The sequence below is a fragment of the Streptomyces sp. NPDC050121 genome (assembly GCF_044460385.1).
Lineage (GTDB): Bacteria > Actinomycetota > Actinomycetes > Streptomycetales > Streptomycetaceae > Streptomyces > Streptomyces soliscabiei.
In genome coordinates this window covers 46,902-62,480 of record NZ_JBITJV010000023.1, presented here as the reverse complement: position 1 = coordinate 62,480, position 15,579 = coordinate 46,902, and the positions used below count along the sequence as shown (strand labels likewise).

Sequence of the window (15,579 nt, the reverse complement as noted above, 5' to 3'; positions counted from 1 at the left end):
CGCACTCGTGGTACGCGAAACCCCCGCCGATCCGACCGGGAAGACCGGTGGGCAGAGCGTGCGGCCGGGTCAGTAGATCGGCTTGCTCGGCTCGATCTGGTTGACCCAGCCGATCACGCCGCCGCCGACGTGCACGGCGTCCGCGAAGCCCGCGGACTTCAGCACCGCGAGGACCTCCGCGCTGCGGACACCCGTCTTGCAGTGCAGGACGATCTTCTTGTCCTGCGGCAGGCCCTCCAGGGCGGTGCCGAGGAGGAACTCGTTCTTCGGGATCAGCCTGGCGCCCGGGATGGAGACGATCTCGTACTCGTTCGGCTCGCGGACGTCGATGATCTCGATGTTCTCGCCGTCGTCGATCCACTCCTTGAGCTGCTTGGGAGTGATCGTCGCGCCGGCGGCCGCCGCCTGGGCCTCTTCGGAAACGACGCCGCAGAAGGCCTCGTAGTCGATGAGCTCGGTGACGGTCGGGTTCTCGCCGCAGACCGCGCAGTCGGGGTCCTTGCGGACCTTGACCTGGCGGTACTGCATCTCCAGGGCGTCGTAGATCATCAGACGGCCGACCAGCGGCTCACCGGTGCCGGTGAGGACCTTGATCGCCTCGGTGACCTGGATGGAGCCGATGGACGCGCACAGCACGCCCAGCACGCCGCCCTCGGCGCAGGAGGGGACCATGCCCGGCGGCGGGGGCTCCGGGTAGAGGCAGCGGTAGCAGGGGCCGTGCTCGGACCAGAACACGGAGGCCTGGCCGTCGAAGCGGTAGATCGAGCCCCACACGTACGGCTTGTTCAGCAGCACGCACGCGTCGTTGACCAGGTAGCGGGTCGCGAAGTTGTCCGTGCCGTCGACGATCAGGTCGTACTGGCTGAAGATGTCCATCACGTTCTCGGCCTCGAGCCGCTCTTCGTGAAGGATCACGTTCACGTACGGGTTGATGCCGAGGACGGAGTCGCGGGCGGACGCCGCCTTGGAGCGGCCGATGTCGGCCTGGCTGTGGATGATCTGGCGCTGCAGGTTCGACTCGTCGACCTCGTCGAACTCCACGATGCCGAGCGTGCCCACGCCCGCCGCGGCCAGGTACATCAGCGCCGGCGAGCCCAGGCCGCCGGCGCCCACACAGAGCACCTTGGCGTTCTTCAGCCGCTTCTGCCCGTCCATCCCCACATCCGGGATGATCAGGTGGCGGGAGTACCGTCGAACCTCGTCTACGGTGAGCTCAGAGGCTGGCTCGACCAGGGGTGGCAGCGACACGGGGACTCCGTTGGTCGGTCGATCACTACGGTTGTTCTCTCCGTAACACTGCCATGGCCTTCTTCATTCCGAGACACCTGTTCCGATCCGCGAGACGAGTTCGTCCCAGTAGCCGGGCATGGTCTCCCAGGGGTCGGTCAGGCCGCCGCGGTCGGTGCCGTCGGTGAACCAGATCGTCGCGGCGCCCTGCCAGCGGGCGATGCGCAGCGCCTCGTCGAGGTGGCCGCGCGGCACGCCGTGCACGAAGTGGCAGAAGCGCTCGGGTGGATGGTCCGAGGTCCACTCGGCCACCTGCGACCAGCGGTAATCGCTCCAGGGGCCGGAGAAGGTCACCAACTGGTCGGCGTGCTCGACATATCCCGGGTACGGGTGGGTGCCGTGACCGAGGACGATGTGGGACGCGTCACGCAGCGCGCGGAGCGTGCCGACCGTGCGGCGCAGCTCGGGGAGGGCGGTGCGGTCGGCCGGACAGCGGTCCAGGAGGAAGCCGTCGACCCGGTACCAGTCGAGGTACCGCTGCGCGTCGGAGACGACCTCGGCGAAGGCGCGCGCCCCGTAGCAGGTGTCGATGTTGCCGAGGACCCGGATGCCCGCGTTGCGCAGCCTACCCGCGGATTCCAGGCAGCGCGGGTCGGGGCGGACGCCGGGGCCGTCGGCGACGTCGAGGACGACCCAGTGCAGCGGCTTGCCGGGGCGGGCGAGTTCGCCCCACTCGGCGGGCGCGAGGAGGGGGTGCGCGATACCGGGAACGCCGAGGCCGGTGCGGACGTCGGTGGTACCGGCGCTCGCGGTGCCCACCGGGGTTCCCGTCAGATACGACATGCCGCCTCCATCCAGATGTCGGCGAGGGACTCCTCGAGGTTGATCCGGGGCCGCCAGCCGAGCCGGTCGCGGGCGGTGCGCACATCGGCCTGCTGCCAGCTGCCGCAGCCGTCCGGGTACGGGAACGCGACGGGGCCCGCGTGGTCGGACTCCGGGCGGGGGTGGCCGATGGCGGGCCTGAGGTGGCCGCCGGGCGGGCCGTCCAGTTCGTGCAGGGCACCCGCGTACCCGGCCACCCGGGCGAGGATCGACGCGGCATCGCGCAGCCGGACGGCGCGGCCCGAGCCGATGTTGATGACGCCCTGCGCGGCGGAGAGGGAGGCGGCGTGCACGGCGCGGGCCACGTCGCGGACGTCGATGAAGTCGCGTTGCACACCGAGCCCGCCGAGCTTGAGCTCGCCGTCGCCGGACTGCATGGCGCGGCGCATCGCCTCGGCGAGTCGGCCCAGCGGGGAGCCGGCGGGCGTGCCCGGACCCGCGGGCGAGAAGACCCGGAGCACGACGGCGTCCAGACCGGAGCCGAGGACGAGTTCGGTGGCGGCGAGTTTGCTGACGCCGTACGGGCCGCCGGGGCGGGGCACGGCGTCCTCGGCCGTGGAGGAGCCGGGCTGGCTCGGGCCGTACTCGGCGCCGCAGCCGATCTGTACCAGCCGGGCGCCGCAGCCGCTGCGTCGCAGGGCCTCGCAGACGGTGGCGACGGCGACGGTGTTGTGCCGGGTGAGTTCGCGGGCGCCGCCGCGGGTGGTGCCCGCGCAGTTGACGACGACCTGGGGGTGGACCGCGTCGAGGAAGCGGGTGAGCGCGCCGGGGCTGCCGGACGCGAGGTCGAAACGGACGTCGGCGTCGTCGCCGCGGCCGAGCGCGGTGAGCTGGACGGCCGGGTCGGCGAGCAGACGGTCGGCGACGAAACGGCCGAGGTAGCCATTGGCTCCGATCAGCAGAACCCTCATCGTGCGGCTCCCGGGGTGTGCGCGGCGACTGTCGCCTGGGCTGCGTGGGCTCCGGTCGCCCGGTGTGCTCCTGCTGCTCCTGTGACCGCGGGGGCTCCTGCGACCGCGGGTGCCCCGGTGGCTCCGGTCCCTCCGGATCGGGAGGTGGTCATCTGGTCTCTCCTTCAAGGGTGATGCGCTGGGTTGCGGCTGGGTGGAGGAGCGCGTGCGTCGTGCGGTCGGGGCACGGTGGGGGTTGCGCTGCGCGCGATGGCGGCGGTGCGGACGGCCTGCGCCTGGCAGGGGCGGGCGGCCGTTGACCGGCGGAAGTAGAAGAGCGACGCCACGAAGTCCCCTCGCCCTGCGAACTTGAGGCCGACAGGCCGGCATCCCGACCCGGCGGGACGGCCGTCGGGCTCGGTCGGGCGGGTTTTTGAGCCGGTAGGACAGGTGCCCGGGGCGCCCGGTGGGGGAGGCGGGGGTGGGTTCGGGTCAGCACGGTTGGTCCGTCCGGGCGTGGGCCGAGGCTCTGGTCAGCGTGCGGGTGGCGTGGACGAGGAGGGTCAGAGCGGCGGCTGCGCAGATGAGGGACGGCACACGGTCCGGGCCCCAGGTGGTCACGAGGCTCTCCACGGGCGCCGCCAGGAAGCCGCAGCCGGGCAGGCGGCCGGCGAAGACCATGGCCGGGGCGAGCACCTCGGCCGTGCCGGCGGCGCCGAGGACGACCGCCGGAGCGTGGGTGAAGCCGTGCACGCTGAGGAGGCGGGCGAGGAAGAGGAGCGCGCCCAGGGCGAGGGTGTGACCGTAGTCGGCGGGCTCGCCCAGGGCCGTGACACAGAGGGCGTGCAGTGCGGCGAGCGCACACAGGAACAGGGTGACGGTGCCGAGCAGCAACGGCCGTACGGAGGCGGCGAACTCCTCCAGGCCACGGCTGGTGTCCAGGCGCCGGCGCGCGCGCACGGCGAGGAGGTGGGCGCTCCAGGCGGCGGGCGCGCAGGCCAGGGCGAGGGTGAGCAGCGGGGCGGCGGCGAGGGGCCAGGGGCCGTGGGCCGTTCCGTCGGGCAGGCCGTCGGGTCCGCCTCCGACGGCGGCGCGCAGGAGGCCGTCACCGAGGGCTGCGTAGCCGAGGAGCCAGCAGGTCCAGGCGTCCGTCCGGTGCCGGCCGGGGTGGGCGCCGCCGTGCGGGCGCAGCGGGCCCCGGCGCAGGGCCGCGTGCAGGGCGAGGGTCACGGCGAGGATGCCCGCGGCGGCGACGAGGAGACACGTCCGCCCCTGGGTGAGGCGTACGCCGGTCACGGTCGCGGCGCACAGGACGCCCGGGAGGAGGGTGAGCAGCGCCCAGTCCAGACGGGGTCGCGGGATCGCGGTCGACGGACTCGGCGGGGGTGCGTCGCCGTCGCGCGGGACGCGGGCGTACATCTCCTCCGCGAGGGAGAAGACGTCCCGGTGCCGGAAGCGGGCGGCGGTGCGGTCGGTGACTCCGTGGGCCTCCAGGCCCGCGGCGATCTCCAGCGGGTCGACGGCCCGTTCGCACAGCTCACGGTGCCGGTGCATCAAGGCCTTCACCGGGTCCACGACGCCACGGCGGGGGGCGGCCGGCTTACGGCCGTCGGAGACCGTATCGGCGCCGGAGACCGTATCGGCGCCGGCGTGCGCGCCGGTAGGCGTATCAGTGCGCGCGTCGATAGGCGCCTCGGTACGCCCGTCGATACGCGCCTCGGCGCTTTCCGTCCGCCCCGGTCTGTCCAGTTCTTCGAGCCCGCTCATCGTGCTCCCTCCGTCGCGGCGACCGGTGAACTGCCTCGTGCCGGCGGCCTCTCCGCCCAGGCCGGGGTGTGCCCTGCGGTGACACGCGTGCCCAGGTCGGTCCACAAGCCCGGCAGCCTGGCCTCGGGCGGAACGGCGAACGGCCGGGGTTCGCCGTCGTGGCCGAGGACGAACCGACGAAACGGGGCCCGGGAGACGAGCTCCAGGTAGATGCCGTGGAACGCCGCGATGTTCTGCTCGACCGTGAACAGTTCGAGGGCGCGGGCGCGGGCGGCCGCCCCCAGGCGCGCACGGCGCTCGGGGTCGCAAAGCAATGCCCCACAGGCCTCCGCGAGCGCCCGTGGATTGCGCGGCGGGACGACCAGTCCCGTGCCGCCGATCACCTCGACCACCGCGCCGACGTCCGTCGACACGGTCGCCCGGCCGCAGAACATCGCCTCCACCAGGCCGACCGGGAACCCCTCGACGACACTGGACAGGACGACGACCGCACCGGCCGCGTACGCCTCGGCCAGGGTGGGCGCCTCCGGGCCGCCGATCTCCTCGAAGGAGACCGGGTTGTCGCCCACGGCGTGCGGTCCCGCCGCCTCGTCGGGGAAGAGCTGTGCGGCCAGCATCCGGCAGTGGCCGAGGTAGGCCCGGCCCTCCGTGCCGGCCGGCGCGCCGATGATCCGCAGACGGGCGCGCGGCTCCTCCTTGCGGACCTCCGCGAAGGCGTGCAGCAGCGACACCAGGTCCTTCGCCGGTTCCACCCGGCCGACCCAGACCAGGGTGTGCGGATCGGCGGTGTCCGGGGCCTCGCCCACCTCCGCGAAGCGGGACGCCGCCATGCCCGGGTAGACGGTGCGCAGTTTGGCGCGGTCCGCGCCGCACCGCTCCTGCCAGCGCCGGGCGTGCGTGTTGCCCGGCGTGACGCACGCCGCCCGCCGGTAGACCTCGGCCGCGAGCCGGCCGTGGAAGGCGGCGAGCAGGGCACGAACGGCGGGGGCCTCGCCGGAGCTCAGATAGTGCGTCCGCAGCCGGACCCCGTACTCGGTCACCAGCAGCGGCACGTCGAAGAAGTGCCGGGCGAGCAACCCGGGCAGGGCCGCCGGGCCGCCGGACGTGGCATGGCACAGGTCGACCGCGCCGAGGCCCTCTCCCCCGTCGCCCGTCTCGTCGTCGTACCAGTCGAGCGAGAGGGGGCGCAGGGCGCGCTCGAGATGTGCGGCGACGGTGAGCAGGTCGGGGACGCGCGCCTCACGCGCCGTGCGCAGCGCGCCGGGTGCGCGGCAGGCACGTTCCAGGGCGCGCACGGCGCCCTCCGAGCGGAGCGCTCCCACCAGTCCGCCCTCGTCCCGGGCGAGTTCGGCGAGGCCGTACAGCGCGTTGGCGAAACGGTCCGCCTGAACGGCGGGACCGGCCCCGAAGGAGTGCGCCGAGCCGTGCGAAGAGTCCGCCGAGGAGTGCGCCGAGGAGTGCGTTGGGTCCGGGGACTCGCCCTCACACAGGGCGGTCACCAGCTCGCCGTAGAACTCCGCGAAGCGGCGGCGCGCGCGTCGGCCGTATGCGACTCCGTCCTCCTCGGCCGTCCACAGCGGCGCCGTGTGCACCCGGCTGACCTGCGGCGGAAGCTCGACCCAGCCCGCGTCCTCCTGGTGTTCGGCGCGGCTGAGGGCGTAGACGTCGAAGTCGTGCTGTCCGAGCCCGCGCACGAGCCGGTCGCACCAGACCCCGGCGTCACCGCTCACATACGGATAGCCACCCTCCGTAAGCAGTCCGATGCGCACGCGCGCCCCCGATCTCCCGTTTGGGGAGCCGCCGTTGACCCGGCGGCTCGCAGCGGGACGAACGTATGCGGACAAGGCGGTGGCGCGACGGACGGTTGTCCGTCGCACCACCAAAAGGGGTGAACGGTCGTAACTTTCCCGTGCGGGTCGCGTTCGGTCGCGCTAAGAGATCATCCGACCGCGAAACGTTACGCCAGGGGCCGCGCGACGACTCGTACACCTCGCGCGGCGCCGACGCGCCGGCGCCGACCGCCGCTGAACTCATGGGCAGGTCAGCGTGACCCATGCGGCGTCTGTCCACCCGAGAGGGTCAACTCTTGGGATAGGGCCAGGGGTTGGGCAGACAGTGAATCCCGTTGTGGTCGAGGAATTTGGTCTGCTGCTGCATGACCGGCGCGAGGTCGCCGTTCTTGTCGCAGGTGACATGGCCGTAGCGGAGCCGGTGGCCGACCTCGTGGTTGATCAGCATCTGCCGGTAGGCGTACATCTTGTCGCCGTAGGTCTTCGAGCCCTGCGCCCACCGGTAGGCGTTGATCATCACTCGTTCGGTGGCGGCGGAGTCGCAGGAGACGTTGTCCTCGGTGGTGTCCAGGCCCGACTTGGCGCACCAGTCGGCGGTGGTGCCGGGACTGGCGAGGGTGATGACGAAGTCCGGTTTGCCCGAGTGGATCCGCTCGAAGGTGCGGGCGCCGTTGTGGGCCCAGCTGCGGTCGTCGTTGAGCGTCTTCTGCACGGCCTGTGCGAAGAGTTCGCCGTCGAGCCCGAGGCCCTGCTCCACGTCCACGCGGTAGGTGTACTTCTGCCCCTTGCCGGGCGCCTTGTCGATGCCCGCGATCGCGTCGAACTTCCCCGAGCCCTTGAGCTTGGCGCCGAGCGGGTACCGCAGGTCCATCCGCTGCGCGTACGTCAGTGTGGCCATGCCGGGGGACACGGACGGGCTCGGCCGGTCGTCGCCGCGCGCGGCGTCGTCGAGGCCGTCGCGGGCCTGGCCGGTGGCGGACTGCGACTGGACGGCGTCGTCGTCCCGCCCGCCGGTGACCTGGCCGGCCACCACGACGGCCAGCACGGTGGTGACGGCGGCGGCCGCGATGCCGGTGAACGTGCGCCCCTTGGCGGACTTTGCTCCCTTGGCCGCCCCGGCGGTCTTGGCGGACCCGGGCCCGCCGGTGGGCGGCGGACCGTCCCGGTCGTCCCCGTCGAGTCCCACCGGGGCGGCCGAACGGGAGACGGTGTTCCGGTCGGTGAGGCCGGTGAGGCCGGTGAGGCCGGCGCCCGAAGCGTCGAGGGAGGCGTAGTGATCCTGTGCACGCGCGCGCGTGGCCGCATACGGCGTCCCCGCGCGCATGAGGGCCTCGTCGCCCTCCTGGAAGGCGTCGAGGTAGTCCTGGCGCGGCCCCTGACGGGAGCCCTGGCGCGGGCCGCCCGGCGGCATCGGTCGCTGACGCGGTATCACGGGCTGCCCGGTACCCGTCTGCCGCCCTCTCAAGTCACCCCAGCCGCCCCCGGTTTCACGCTGCTCGGGGTGGCCGCCCCGCACCTGCGGGAACCCGTGGGCGGGCGTGCCGTCGGAAAAGCGGGGCAGTCCGTGCGCGGGGGTGCCCTCATAGCCCGGGGGCGGGGTCTGGACGCGGGCGCCCCTGGTGTCCCGGGTGTCCCCCTTTGGAGGCCCTGGGGGAGCCTCCTGCGGCGCGCCCTTGGAGTCGCCTTTCCCGGCGCCCTTGGGCGCGGGTCCACGCCGGCTGTGGCGTCCCACGTCGGCCTCAGCCCCCCGTGGTCTCGGTCGGGGTCGCGGTGTGGGCGAGGAGTTCCCGGACCGCCGTCGCCACCGTCTCGGGGTACTCCATCATCGCCACGTGTCCGGCGTCCGGCAGTGTGAGCAGCCGGGAGTCGCGGAAGGCGCGGGCGGCCCGCTGGGCCATGCGGAAGCCGACGAGCTGGTCGCGGCCTCCGTAGACGAGGAGGGTCGGGGCGAGGACACGCTCGGCCTGGCGCCACAGTCCGTGCTGGCCGCCCAGGGTGTACGCGCTGAGCAGCCCGCGCGTGGAGCGCGTCATCGCGTCCCAGAAGTACGGCAGCTGCAGTCGCCGCTCCAGCTCCTCCACCGCATGACGGAACGCCTCCGGAGAGACCCGTCCGGGATCGCCGTAGCAGAGCGCCGTGACGCCGCGGACGCGCTGTTCGGCCGTCCACTCCCGGGTGAACCGGCTGAAGAGCGCGGCCACCCCGGGCAGGCCGACCAGGCCGGTGGGCACGGCGGTCCGCTGGACGCGCAGCTCGGGCAGGGCGGGCGAAACCAGCGTCAGCGTCCGCACCAGGTCGGGGCGGACGGCGGCGACGCGCGTGGACACCGCGCCGCCGAGGGAGTTGCCGAAGAGGTGGACGGGCCCGCGGCCCGCCGCGTCGAGGTAGCGGATCACGGCACGCGCGTGTGCCGTGATGGAGTAGTTGCCGTCGTCGGGCGGCGGGGAGTCGCCGAAGCCGGGCAGGTCGACGGCCTCGCTCGCCACGACCCCGTCGAGCAGCGCCATCAGCGCCGACCAGTTCTGCGAGGAACCGCCCAGGCCGTGCACGTACAGCGCGGGCTCGAGCCCCTCGCGCGCGGGCGGCCGGGAACGGATCGTCAGCGTGATGCCCGGCAGCCCCGCCGACCGGACCCGCTCGCCCTCCGCGACCCGCACGGCAGTGGCCTTCGGCAGCACACTGGTGGGCGGCACGGAGGGCAGCTCGGTCGAAGACATGCGGCAATGTTACGAGACGATCACGCGCAGCCTGGTGTGTTCGCCATCACACGCACGGGTCGAACGCTTGTCGAGACCGACACCGCACCCGCACCGCGCGTACGCCATACCAGCGCGAATCAGGGGCACTCCGCATACGGATCGCATAGCGTCCGAAACGGGTGTCTCCTAGGCTCGTACCGAGGGCACCCGCTTGAGGCCCTGCAGCTCGCAGGGACGTTCGAAGGAAGGGAGCCCACCATGGCCGTTGACCCCACCGACCCGGAGACGTTCGAAGAGGACGACGACTTCGGGGAGATCGACGTCGAGGCGCCGGAGAACGACGCCGCCGAGCAGTACAAGGACGTCGCGGCGGAGCGCGACGACCCTCTGGAGGACGTGGACCCGGCCCGGGCGAACGAGGCCGATCTCGCCGAACAGGCCCGCGTCGTCTCACTCGACGAGGACGACTATCGCTGACCGGCACCCAGCTGGAGCGGGCCGGAGTTTGCCCGGAAGATTCCGGTTCAAAACCATCTCTACCGCTTTTGCTGCCGTCCGGTCCGTGAAATTCTGCGCTCGCACCGCGCACACCACGGTTACCGAAAAGTACGATGGCGGCGCGGCGCTCACCGCAAGAGGACCACTTTGGGAGGCGGCGTGACAGCCATCGAGCAGACAGAGGCGGCGCGCCCGCGGGGCACCCGCCTGCCGCGCCGTGCCCGACGGAACCAGCTGCTGGGCGCCGCCCAGGAAGTCTTCGTCGCACAGGGCTATCACGCGGCCGCGATGGACGACATCGCCGAGCGGGCCGGCGTCAGCAAGCCGGTGCTCTACCAGCACTTCCCCGGCAAGCTCGACCTCTACCTCGCCCTGCTGGACCAGCACTGCGAGTCCCTGATCCAGGCCGTGCGCGGCGCGCTCGCCTCGACGACCGACAACAAACAGCGCGTGCGGGCCACGATGGACGCGTACTTCGCGTATGTGGAGGACGACGGCGGCGCCTTCCGCCTGGTCTTCGAGTCGGACCTGACGAACGAGCCCGCGGTGCGTGAGCGCGTCGACAAGGTCACCGTCGAGTGCGCCGAGGCGATCTCCGAGGTCATCGCCGAGGACACCGGCCTCTCGCGCGCGGAGTCGATGCTGCTCGCCTCGGGTCTGGGCGGCCTCGCGCAGGTCGTGGCCCGGTCCTGGCTGCACAGCGACCGCAGCGTCCCGCGCGACCAGGCGGTGCAACTGCTGGCCTCGCTGGCCTGGCGGGGCATCGCCGGTTTCCCGCTGCACGGCACCGATCAGCACTGACCGCGGGGGCGTTCGGCTGTTTGTTCCCGCCCGCTGTTCGCTCCTGGCGTGGACGGCCACGCCGTGTACGTCCCCTCACCGGGCTAATGTGTGCAGCGTACGGCGCGGACGCCCGCGCACCTCATGACCGTCGGAGGGACATAGCCGTGGAGGTCAAGATCGGCGTGCTGCACGCGCCTCGCGAGATCGTTCTGGAGAGCGGTCAGACTCCCGAGGAGGTCGAGCGCGTGGTGGCCGAGGCACTGGCCGGGAAGTCGCAGCTGCTCAGCCTCGTGGACCAGCACGGCCGCAAGGTCCTGGTTCCGGCCGACCGCCTGGCCTACGTCGAGCTGGGCGAGCCCGCCCCGCGCAAGGTGGGCTTCGGCGCGCTGTAAGCCGGCGGAACAGCTGTAGCCGCATGACAGGAGAGGGGCCCGACGAGATGTCGGGCCCCTCTCCTGTTCTCGTTCACGGACGGCACACGTGTCGACCACAGATGAGGATTGCATTCCGCAGGTCACGGGTATGACGGGCTACGACCTTGGTGCACGGCCCAGCCGCTCGGGAGGGACCTAAATGATCTTGGAAGCGCTCGGCTCCGCTGTGCTCGGTCTTGTGCTGGCGTGGGCGGCGGTCCACCGCCTCTCCCACCGCCTGCCGGTCCGCACGCTCGTCCTCGCGACGGGCGTCGCCGGAGCCCTGTTCGGTGACTTCGTCACCCACAGCGCGCTGGGCTCCGGCTCCGTCCTGGCGAGCCTGCTCGGCGCGGCGGTCGTCTCCGCCGCCTCCCTCTCCCTGCTGCTGCGCCCGTCCGGTCACTTCCGCCGACGATCGGCACCGGCGCAGGTCTGAGTCCGAGGTCCAGGGCACGCCCTAGGCAGCCAGTCCCAGCGCCGCCATCCGCTTGGTGTGCGCCTCGGTGATGCGGGAGAACATCCGGCCCACCTCGGCGAGGTCGAAGCCGTCCGCGACGCCGCCCACGAGCATCGTCGACAGCGCGTCACGGTCCGCGACCACCCGCTGGGACTGCGACAGGGCCTCGCCCATCAGCCGCCGCGCCCACAGCGCGAGCCGCCCGCCGACCCGCGGCTCCGCGTCGATCGCGGCCCGCACCCGGTCCACGGCGAAGCCGGCGTGTCCGGTGTCGTCGAGCACCGCCAGCACCAGGGCCCGGGTGTCGCTGTCCAGACGCGCCGCCACCTCACGGTAGAAGTCGCTGGCGATCGAGTCACCGACATACGCCTTGACGAGGCCCTCCAGCCAGTCCGAGGGAGCCGTCTGCCGGTGGAAGCCGTCGAGCGCGGCGACGAACGGGTCCATCGCCCGCGTCGGCTCCTCGCCGATCTCCGTGAGCCGGTCGCGCAGCCGCTCGAAGTGGTGGAACTCGGCGGACGCCATCTTCGCCAGCTCCGCCTTGTCCTCGAGCGTGGGCGCCAGCTTGGCGTCCTCCGCGAGCCGCTCGAACGCCGCCAGCTCGCCGTACGCCAACGCACCCAGCAGATCCACGACCGCGGCCCGGTACTGCGGGTCGGCGGAGGCCGTCGCCCAGTCCTGGGCTGCGATACCGGTGGCGGTGTTCTCGGGCTTGTCAGAGGTCGTCATGAAGCGCACAATAGCCCGCTCGCCGCACGGTGGAAGTCCCTGGTCAGTCAGTGTGACAACGAAGACGTACGGGACCACGCCTGGCACTGTGACAACCACAACGTGACCGAATCGGCCATCGCATGTGCACGATTCCGGGGTATGGTGGTAATGCGCCTGCCGAATATTCGACGGGCCGCACGTATGAGGATGCCCGGTCGGTGGCCCGATCGGCTCCGACCCGACAGCCCTCCCTGACCGTACGGCACTGTGCGTACGACGATCGGAGGGAACCCCTCAGCGGTACGAGCGCTAGAGCGTCGGCAGAGGTCCCGTGCCATACGGCAGTGCCCCCAAGGGCAGCCCGTAGGGCAGCCGACGTCCCCCGGCACGGTCCGTCAAAGACCCCCCGCGCTCGCCTCGCACCGCGCACACAGAAGAGGCAGCACCCTGACTACGACGTTTCGAGAGCTCGGGATCCTTTCCGAGACCGCCGAGGCCCTGGAGGCCGTCGGCATCACCACTCCCTTCCCCATCCAGGAGATGACGCTCCCCGTGGCCCTCACGGGCACGGACGTCATCGGCCAGGCCAAGACCGGCACCGGCAAGACGCTCGGCTTCGGCCTCCCGCTCCTCGAGCGCGTGACCGTCCCCGCCGACGTCGAGGCCGGCCGCGCCCAGCCCGAGGCCCTCACCGACGCCCCGCAGGCGCTCATCGTCGTCCCCACGCGTGAGCTGTGCACGCAGGTCACCAACGACCTGCTGACCGCGGGCAAGGTGCGCAACGTGCGCGTCCTCGCCATCTACGGCGGCCGGGCCTACGAGCCCCAGGTCGAGGCCCTCAAGAAGGGCGTCGACGTCGTCGTCGGCACCCCGGGCCGCCTGCTGGACCTCGCGGGCCAGAAGAAGCTCGACCTCAAGCACATCAGGTCGCTCGTCCTCGATGAGGCCGACGAGATGCTCGACCTGGGCTTCCTGCCCGACGTCGAGAAGATCATCAACATGCTTCCGGCGAAGCGCCAGACCATGCTGTTCTCGGCGACCATGCCGGGCGCGGTCATCGGTCTCGCCCGCCGCTACATGTCGCAGCCCACGCACATCAACGCCACCTCGCCCGACGACGCGGGCAGGACCGTCGCGAACACCAAGCAGCACGTGTACCGCGCGCACAACATGGACAAGCCCGAGATGGTCGCGCGCATTCTGCAGGCCGACGGCCGGGGACTGGCCATGGTCTTCTGCCGCACCAAGCGCACCGCGGCCGACCTCGCCGACCAGCTCCAGCAGCGCGGTTTCGCCTCCGGCGCCGTCCACGGCGACCTCGGCCAGGGCGCCCGCGAGCAGGCGCTGCGCGCCTTCCGCAACGGCAAGGTCGACGTTCTCGTCTGCACCGACGTCGCCGCCCGCGGCATCGACGTCGAGGGCGTCACGCACGTCATCAACTACCAGTCCCCCGAGGACGAGAAGACGTACCTGCACCGCATCGGTCGTACCGGCCGCGCGGGCGCCAAGGGCATCGCCGTCACGCTCGTCGACTGGGACGACATCCCGCGCTGGCAGCTCATCAACAAGGCGCTGGAGCTCGACTTCAGCGACCCGCCGGAGACGTACTCCACCTCCCCGCACTTCTTCGAGGAGATGAACATCCCCGCGGGCACCAAGGGTGTCCTGCCGCGCGCGGAGCGCACCCGCGCCGGGCTCGACGCGGAGGTGCTGGAGGACCTGGGCGAGCCGGGCGGACGCGCCGGACGCGGTCGCGGTGACCGCGGCGGCCGGGGCGAGCGAGGCGGCCGGGGCGACTCCCGCTCCGGTGCGCGCGAGCGTTCCGGTTCCGGCGAGCGTTCCGGTTCCGGCGAGCGTTCCGGTGCCGGTGAGCGTTCCGGTGCCGGTGAGCGCGAGCGTGCCGCCCGTACGCCGCGTCGCCGCCGTCGTACCCGCAACGGCGCACCTCTCGACGCGACGCCGGCGCCCGCCGCGACCACGGCACCGCAGCAGGCGCCCCTGGCCGAGCCGACGTCCGTGACGGAGGAGGCCGCCGGTCCGCGCACCCCGCGCCGTCGGCGCCGTACGCGCAGTGGGTCGGCGCAGGAGGCCGCCGCTGTGACGGCCACCGCCACCTCTGCGGCCGTCGAGGCCGTCGCCGAGGCCGCGGAAGCGGCCGTGACGACGGTGGAGGCCCCGGCCCTCGACACCACCCCGGAGTCCGCTCCGGAGATCCCGGCGCAGCCGCGCCGTCGCCGTACCCGCAAGGTGGCCGCCGCCGCCGAGACCGTGGTCGACACGGTGGAGGCCACGGAGGCGCCCGAGACCGCCGAGGCGGCCGAGGTCAAGCCGCGCCGCCGTACCCGGAAGGTGGCGGCTCCCGCCGTGGCCCCGGAGGTCACCGCGACCGTCGAGCCCGCAGCCGCACCCGAGACCGAGGTCAAGCCGCGCCGGACCCGTAAGACGGCCGCCACCGCACCGGCCGAGGCCGCGGTCGACACCGCGGAGGCGACCGAGGCCAAGCCGCGCCGCCGCACCACCCGCAAGGCCACCGAGCCCGAGACGACGGTCACCACGGCCGACATCCCGGCCCAGGCCACACAGGAAGCCGCAGCCACCAAGCCGCGCCGCACCCGCAAGACGGCAGCGACGGCCGCTACCGCCGCGACCGTCGAAGCCCCGGAAGCCACCGCGACGGAGGCCAAGCCGCGCCGCACCCGCAAGACGGCAGCCACCGCACCGACCGAGGCCGCGGTTGCGGTCGCGGTCGACACCGCCGAGGCGACCGAGGCCAAGCCGCGCCGCACCCGCAAGGCGACGGCTCCGGCCGAAGCCGCTGTGGACACGGCCGAGGCCACCGAGGCCAAGCCGCGCCGCACCCGCAAGACGGCAGCGACGGCCGCTACCGCCGCGACCGTCGAAGCCCCGGAAGCCACCGCGACGGAGGCCAAGCCGCGGCGCACCCGCAAGACGGCTGCCACGGCACCGGCCGAGGCCGTGACCGCGGTCGACACCGCCGAGGGCACCGAGGCCAAGCCGCGCCGCACCCGCAAGACGGCCGCCTCGGCCGCCAAGGTGACGGAGGCGGAGCCGGTCGCGGAGACCGCGGAGGTCAAGCCGCGCCGGACCCGTAAGACGGCCGCCACCGCACCGGCCGAGGCCGCGGTCGACACCGCGGAGGCGACCGAGGCCAAGCCGCGCCGCCGCACCACCCGCAAGGCCACCGAGCCCGAGACGACGGTCACCACGGCCGACATCCCGGCCCAGGCCACACAGGAAGCCGCAGCCACCAAGCCGCGCCGCACCCGCAAGACGGCAGCCACCGCACCGACCGAGGCCCCCGCCGCCGAGGCCGAGGCCAAGCCGAGGGTGCGTCGCACCCGCAAGGCGACGGCCGCCGCGGAGCCCGCGGACGGCTGACCGACCGGCACGGCACGACAGTCCGACGGCCCGGCCCCTCCTCGATGAGGGGCCGGGCCGTCG

At 72.9% G+C, this 15,579-nt stretch carries 13 protein-coding genes; 5 read left to right on the top strand and 8 right to left on the bottom strand.

The window, feature by feature from the left end; genetic code table 11:
• Nucleotides 1-69 precede the first annotated feature (69 nt).
• From moeZ to ACIBTS_RS30335, 7 genes are all read right to left on the bottom strand, one after another.
• A complete protein-coding gene (moeZ, locus tag ACIBTS_RS30365) occupies nt 70-1,248 on the bottom strand; it encodes an adenylyltransferase/sulfurtransferase MoeZ (RefSeq protein WP_399323551.1) in 1,179 nt (392 codons plus the stop codon).
• Between the two features lie 63 nt (nt 1,249-1,311).
• Nucleotides 1,312-2,070 (bottom strand): spherulation-specific family 4 protein, encoded by a 759-nt coding sequence (locus ACIBTS_RS30360; RefSeq protein WP_399323549.1) that lies wholly within the window; start codon nt 2,068-2,070, stop codon nt 1,312-1,314.
• A complete protein-coding gene (locus ACIBTS_RS30355) occupies nt 2,058-3,020 on the bottom strand; it encodes an NAD(P)-dependent oxidoreductase (RefSeq protein ID WP_079659822.1) in 963 nt (320 codons plus the stop codon). Before ACIBTS_RS30355 ends, ACIBTS_RS30360 begins: the two co-directional genes overlap by 13 nt.
• A 471-nt stretch (nt 3,021-3,491) precedes the next feature.
• Nucleotides 3,492-4,766 carry a hypothetical protein gene (locus ACIBTS_RS30350; RefSeq protein WP_399323548.1) on the bottom strand — a complete coding sequence of 425 codons (1,275 nt, stop codon included), beginning with the start codon at nt 4,764-4,766 and terminating at the stop codon, nt 3,492-3,494.
• Nucleotides 4,763-6,535 carry a DUF3492 domain-containing protein gene (locus tag ACIBTS_RS30345; RefSeq protein WP_399323546.1) on the bottom strand — a complete coding sequence of 591 codons (1,773 nt, stop codon included), beginning with the start codon at nt 6,533-6,535 and terminating at the stop codon, nt 4,763-4,765. The genes ACIBTS_RS30350 and ACIBTS_RS30345 overlap by 4 nt, the downstream gene beginning before the upstream one ends.
• A gap of 310 nt (nt 6,536-6,845) precedes the next feature.
• Nucleotides 6,846-8,288: a DUF3152 domain-containing protein gene (locus ACIBTS_RS30340; RefSeq protein ID WP_399323545.1), complete on the bottom strand. Its 1,443-nt coding sequence runs from the start codon at nt 8,286-8,288 to the stop codon at nt 6,846-6,848.
• A 7-nt stretch (nt 8,289-8,295) separates the two neighbouring features.
• Nucleotides 8,296-9,273 (bottom strand): alpha/beta hydrolase, encoded by a 978-nt coding sequence (locus tag ACIBTS_RS30335; protein WP_319673686.1) that lies wholly within the window; start codon nt 9,271-9,273, stop codon nt 8,296-8,298.
• A gap of 240 nt (nt 9,274-9,513) precedes the next feature.
• On the opposite strand from ACIBTS_RS30335, the gene ACIBTS_RS30330 reads away from it, so the two are divergent.
• The 4 genes from ACIBTS_RS30330 to ACIBTS_RS30315 all read left to right on the top strand — a co-directional run bounded on the left by ACIBTS_RS30330 (nt 9,514) and on the right by ACIBTS_RS30315 (nt 11,385).
• The gene (locus tag ACIBTS_RS30330; RefSeq protein ID WP_399323543.1) at nt 9,514-9,732 is read left to right on the top strand and encodes a hypothetical protein; all 219 of its coding nucleotides are present in this window, start codon (nt 9,514-9,516) and stop codon (nt 9,730-9,732) included.
• 180 nt (nt 9,733-9,912) lie between these two features.
• Nucleotides 9,913-10,554 carry a TetR/AcrR family transcriptional regulator gene (locus ACIBTS_RS30325; RefSeq protein ID WP_079659831.1) on the top strand — a complete coding sequence of 214 codons (642 nt, stop codon included), beginning with the start codon at nt 9,913-9,915 and terminating at the stop codon, nt 10,552-10,554.
• A gap of 146 nt (nt 10,555-10,700) precedes the next feature.
• A complete protein-coding gene (locus tag ACIBTS_RS30320) occupies nt 10,701-10,928 on the top strand; it encodes a DUF3107 domain-containing protein (RefSeq protein ID WP_020130831.1) in 228 nt (75 codons plus the stop codon).
• Nucleotides 10,929-11,109: 181 nt separating this feature from the next.
• A complete protein-coding gene (locus ACIBTS_RS30315; protein WP_319673684.1) occupies nt 11,110-11,385 on the top strand; it encodes a hypothetical protein in 276 nt (91 codons plus the stop codon).
• A gap of 21 nt (nt 11,386-11,406) precedes the next feature.
• On the opposite strand, the gene ACIBTS_RS30310 is transcribed toward ACIBTS_RS30315, so the two are convergent.
• Nucleotides 11,407-12,144 (bottom strand): ferritin-like fold-containing protein, encoded by a 738-nt coding sequence (locus tag ACIBTS_RS30310; protein ID WP_079659833.1) that lies wholly within the window; start codon nt 12,142-12,144, stop codon nt 11,407-11,409.
• A 513-nt stretch (nt 12,145-12,657) separates the two neighbouring features.
• Between ACIBTS_RS30310 and ACIBTS_RS30305 the strand changes: the two genes are divergently transcribed.
• Nucleotides 12,658-15,516 (top strand): DEAD/DEAH box helicase, encoded by a 2,859-nt coding sequence (locus tag ACIBTS_RS30305; RefSeq protein WP_399323541.1) that lies wholly within the window; start codon nt 12,658-12,660, stop codon nt 15,514-15,516.
• Nucleotides 15,517-15,579 lie beyond the last annotated feature (63 nt).

Coding starts and splice junctions, on each gene's coding strand:
- ACIBTS_RS30305 (WP_399323541.1), top strand. CDS start 12,658: ATGACGCTCCCCGTGGCCCTCACGGGCACGGACGTCATCGGCCAGGCC.
- ACIBTS_RS30360 (WP_399323549.1), bottom strand. CDS start 2,070: ATGTCGTATCTGACGGGAACCCCGGTGGGCACCGCGAGCGCCGGTACC.
- ACIBTS_RS30315 (WP_319673684.1), top strand. CDS start 11,110: ATGATCTTGGAAGCGCTCGGCTCCGCTGTGCTCGGTCTTGTGCTGGCG.
- ACIBTS_RS30330 (WP_399323543.1), top strand. CDS start 9,514: ATGGCCGTTGACCCCACCGACCCGGAGACGTTCGAAGAGGACGACGAC.
- ACIBTS_RS30350 (WP_399323548.1), bottom strand. CDS start 4,766: ATGAGCGGGCTCGAAGAACTGGACAGACCGGGGCGGACGGAAAGCGCC.
- ACIBTS_RS30355 (WP_079659822.1), bottom strand. CDS start 3,020: ATGAGGGTTCTGCTGATCGGAGCCAATGGCTACCTCGGCCGTTTCGTC.
- ACIBTS_RS30335 (WP_319673686.1), bottom strand. CDS start 9,273: ATGTCTTCGACCGAGCTGCCCTCCGTGCCGCCCACCAGTGTGCTGCCG.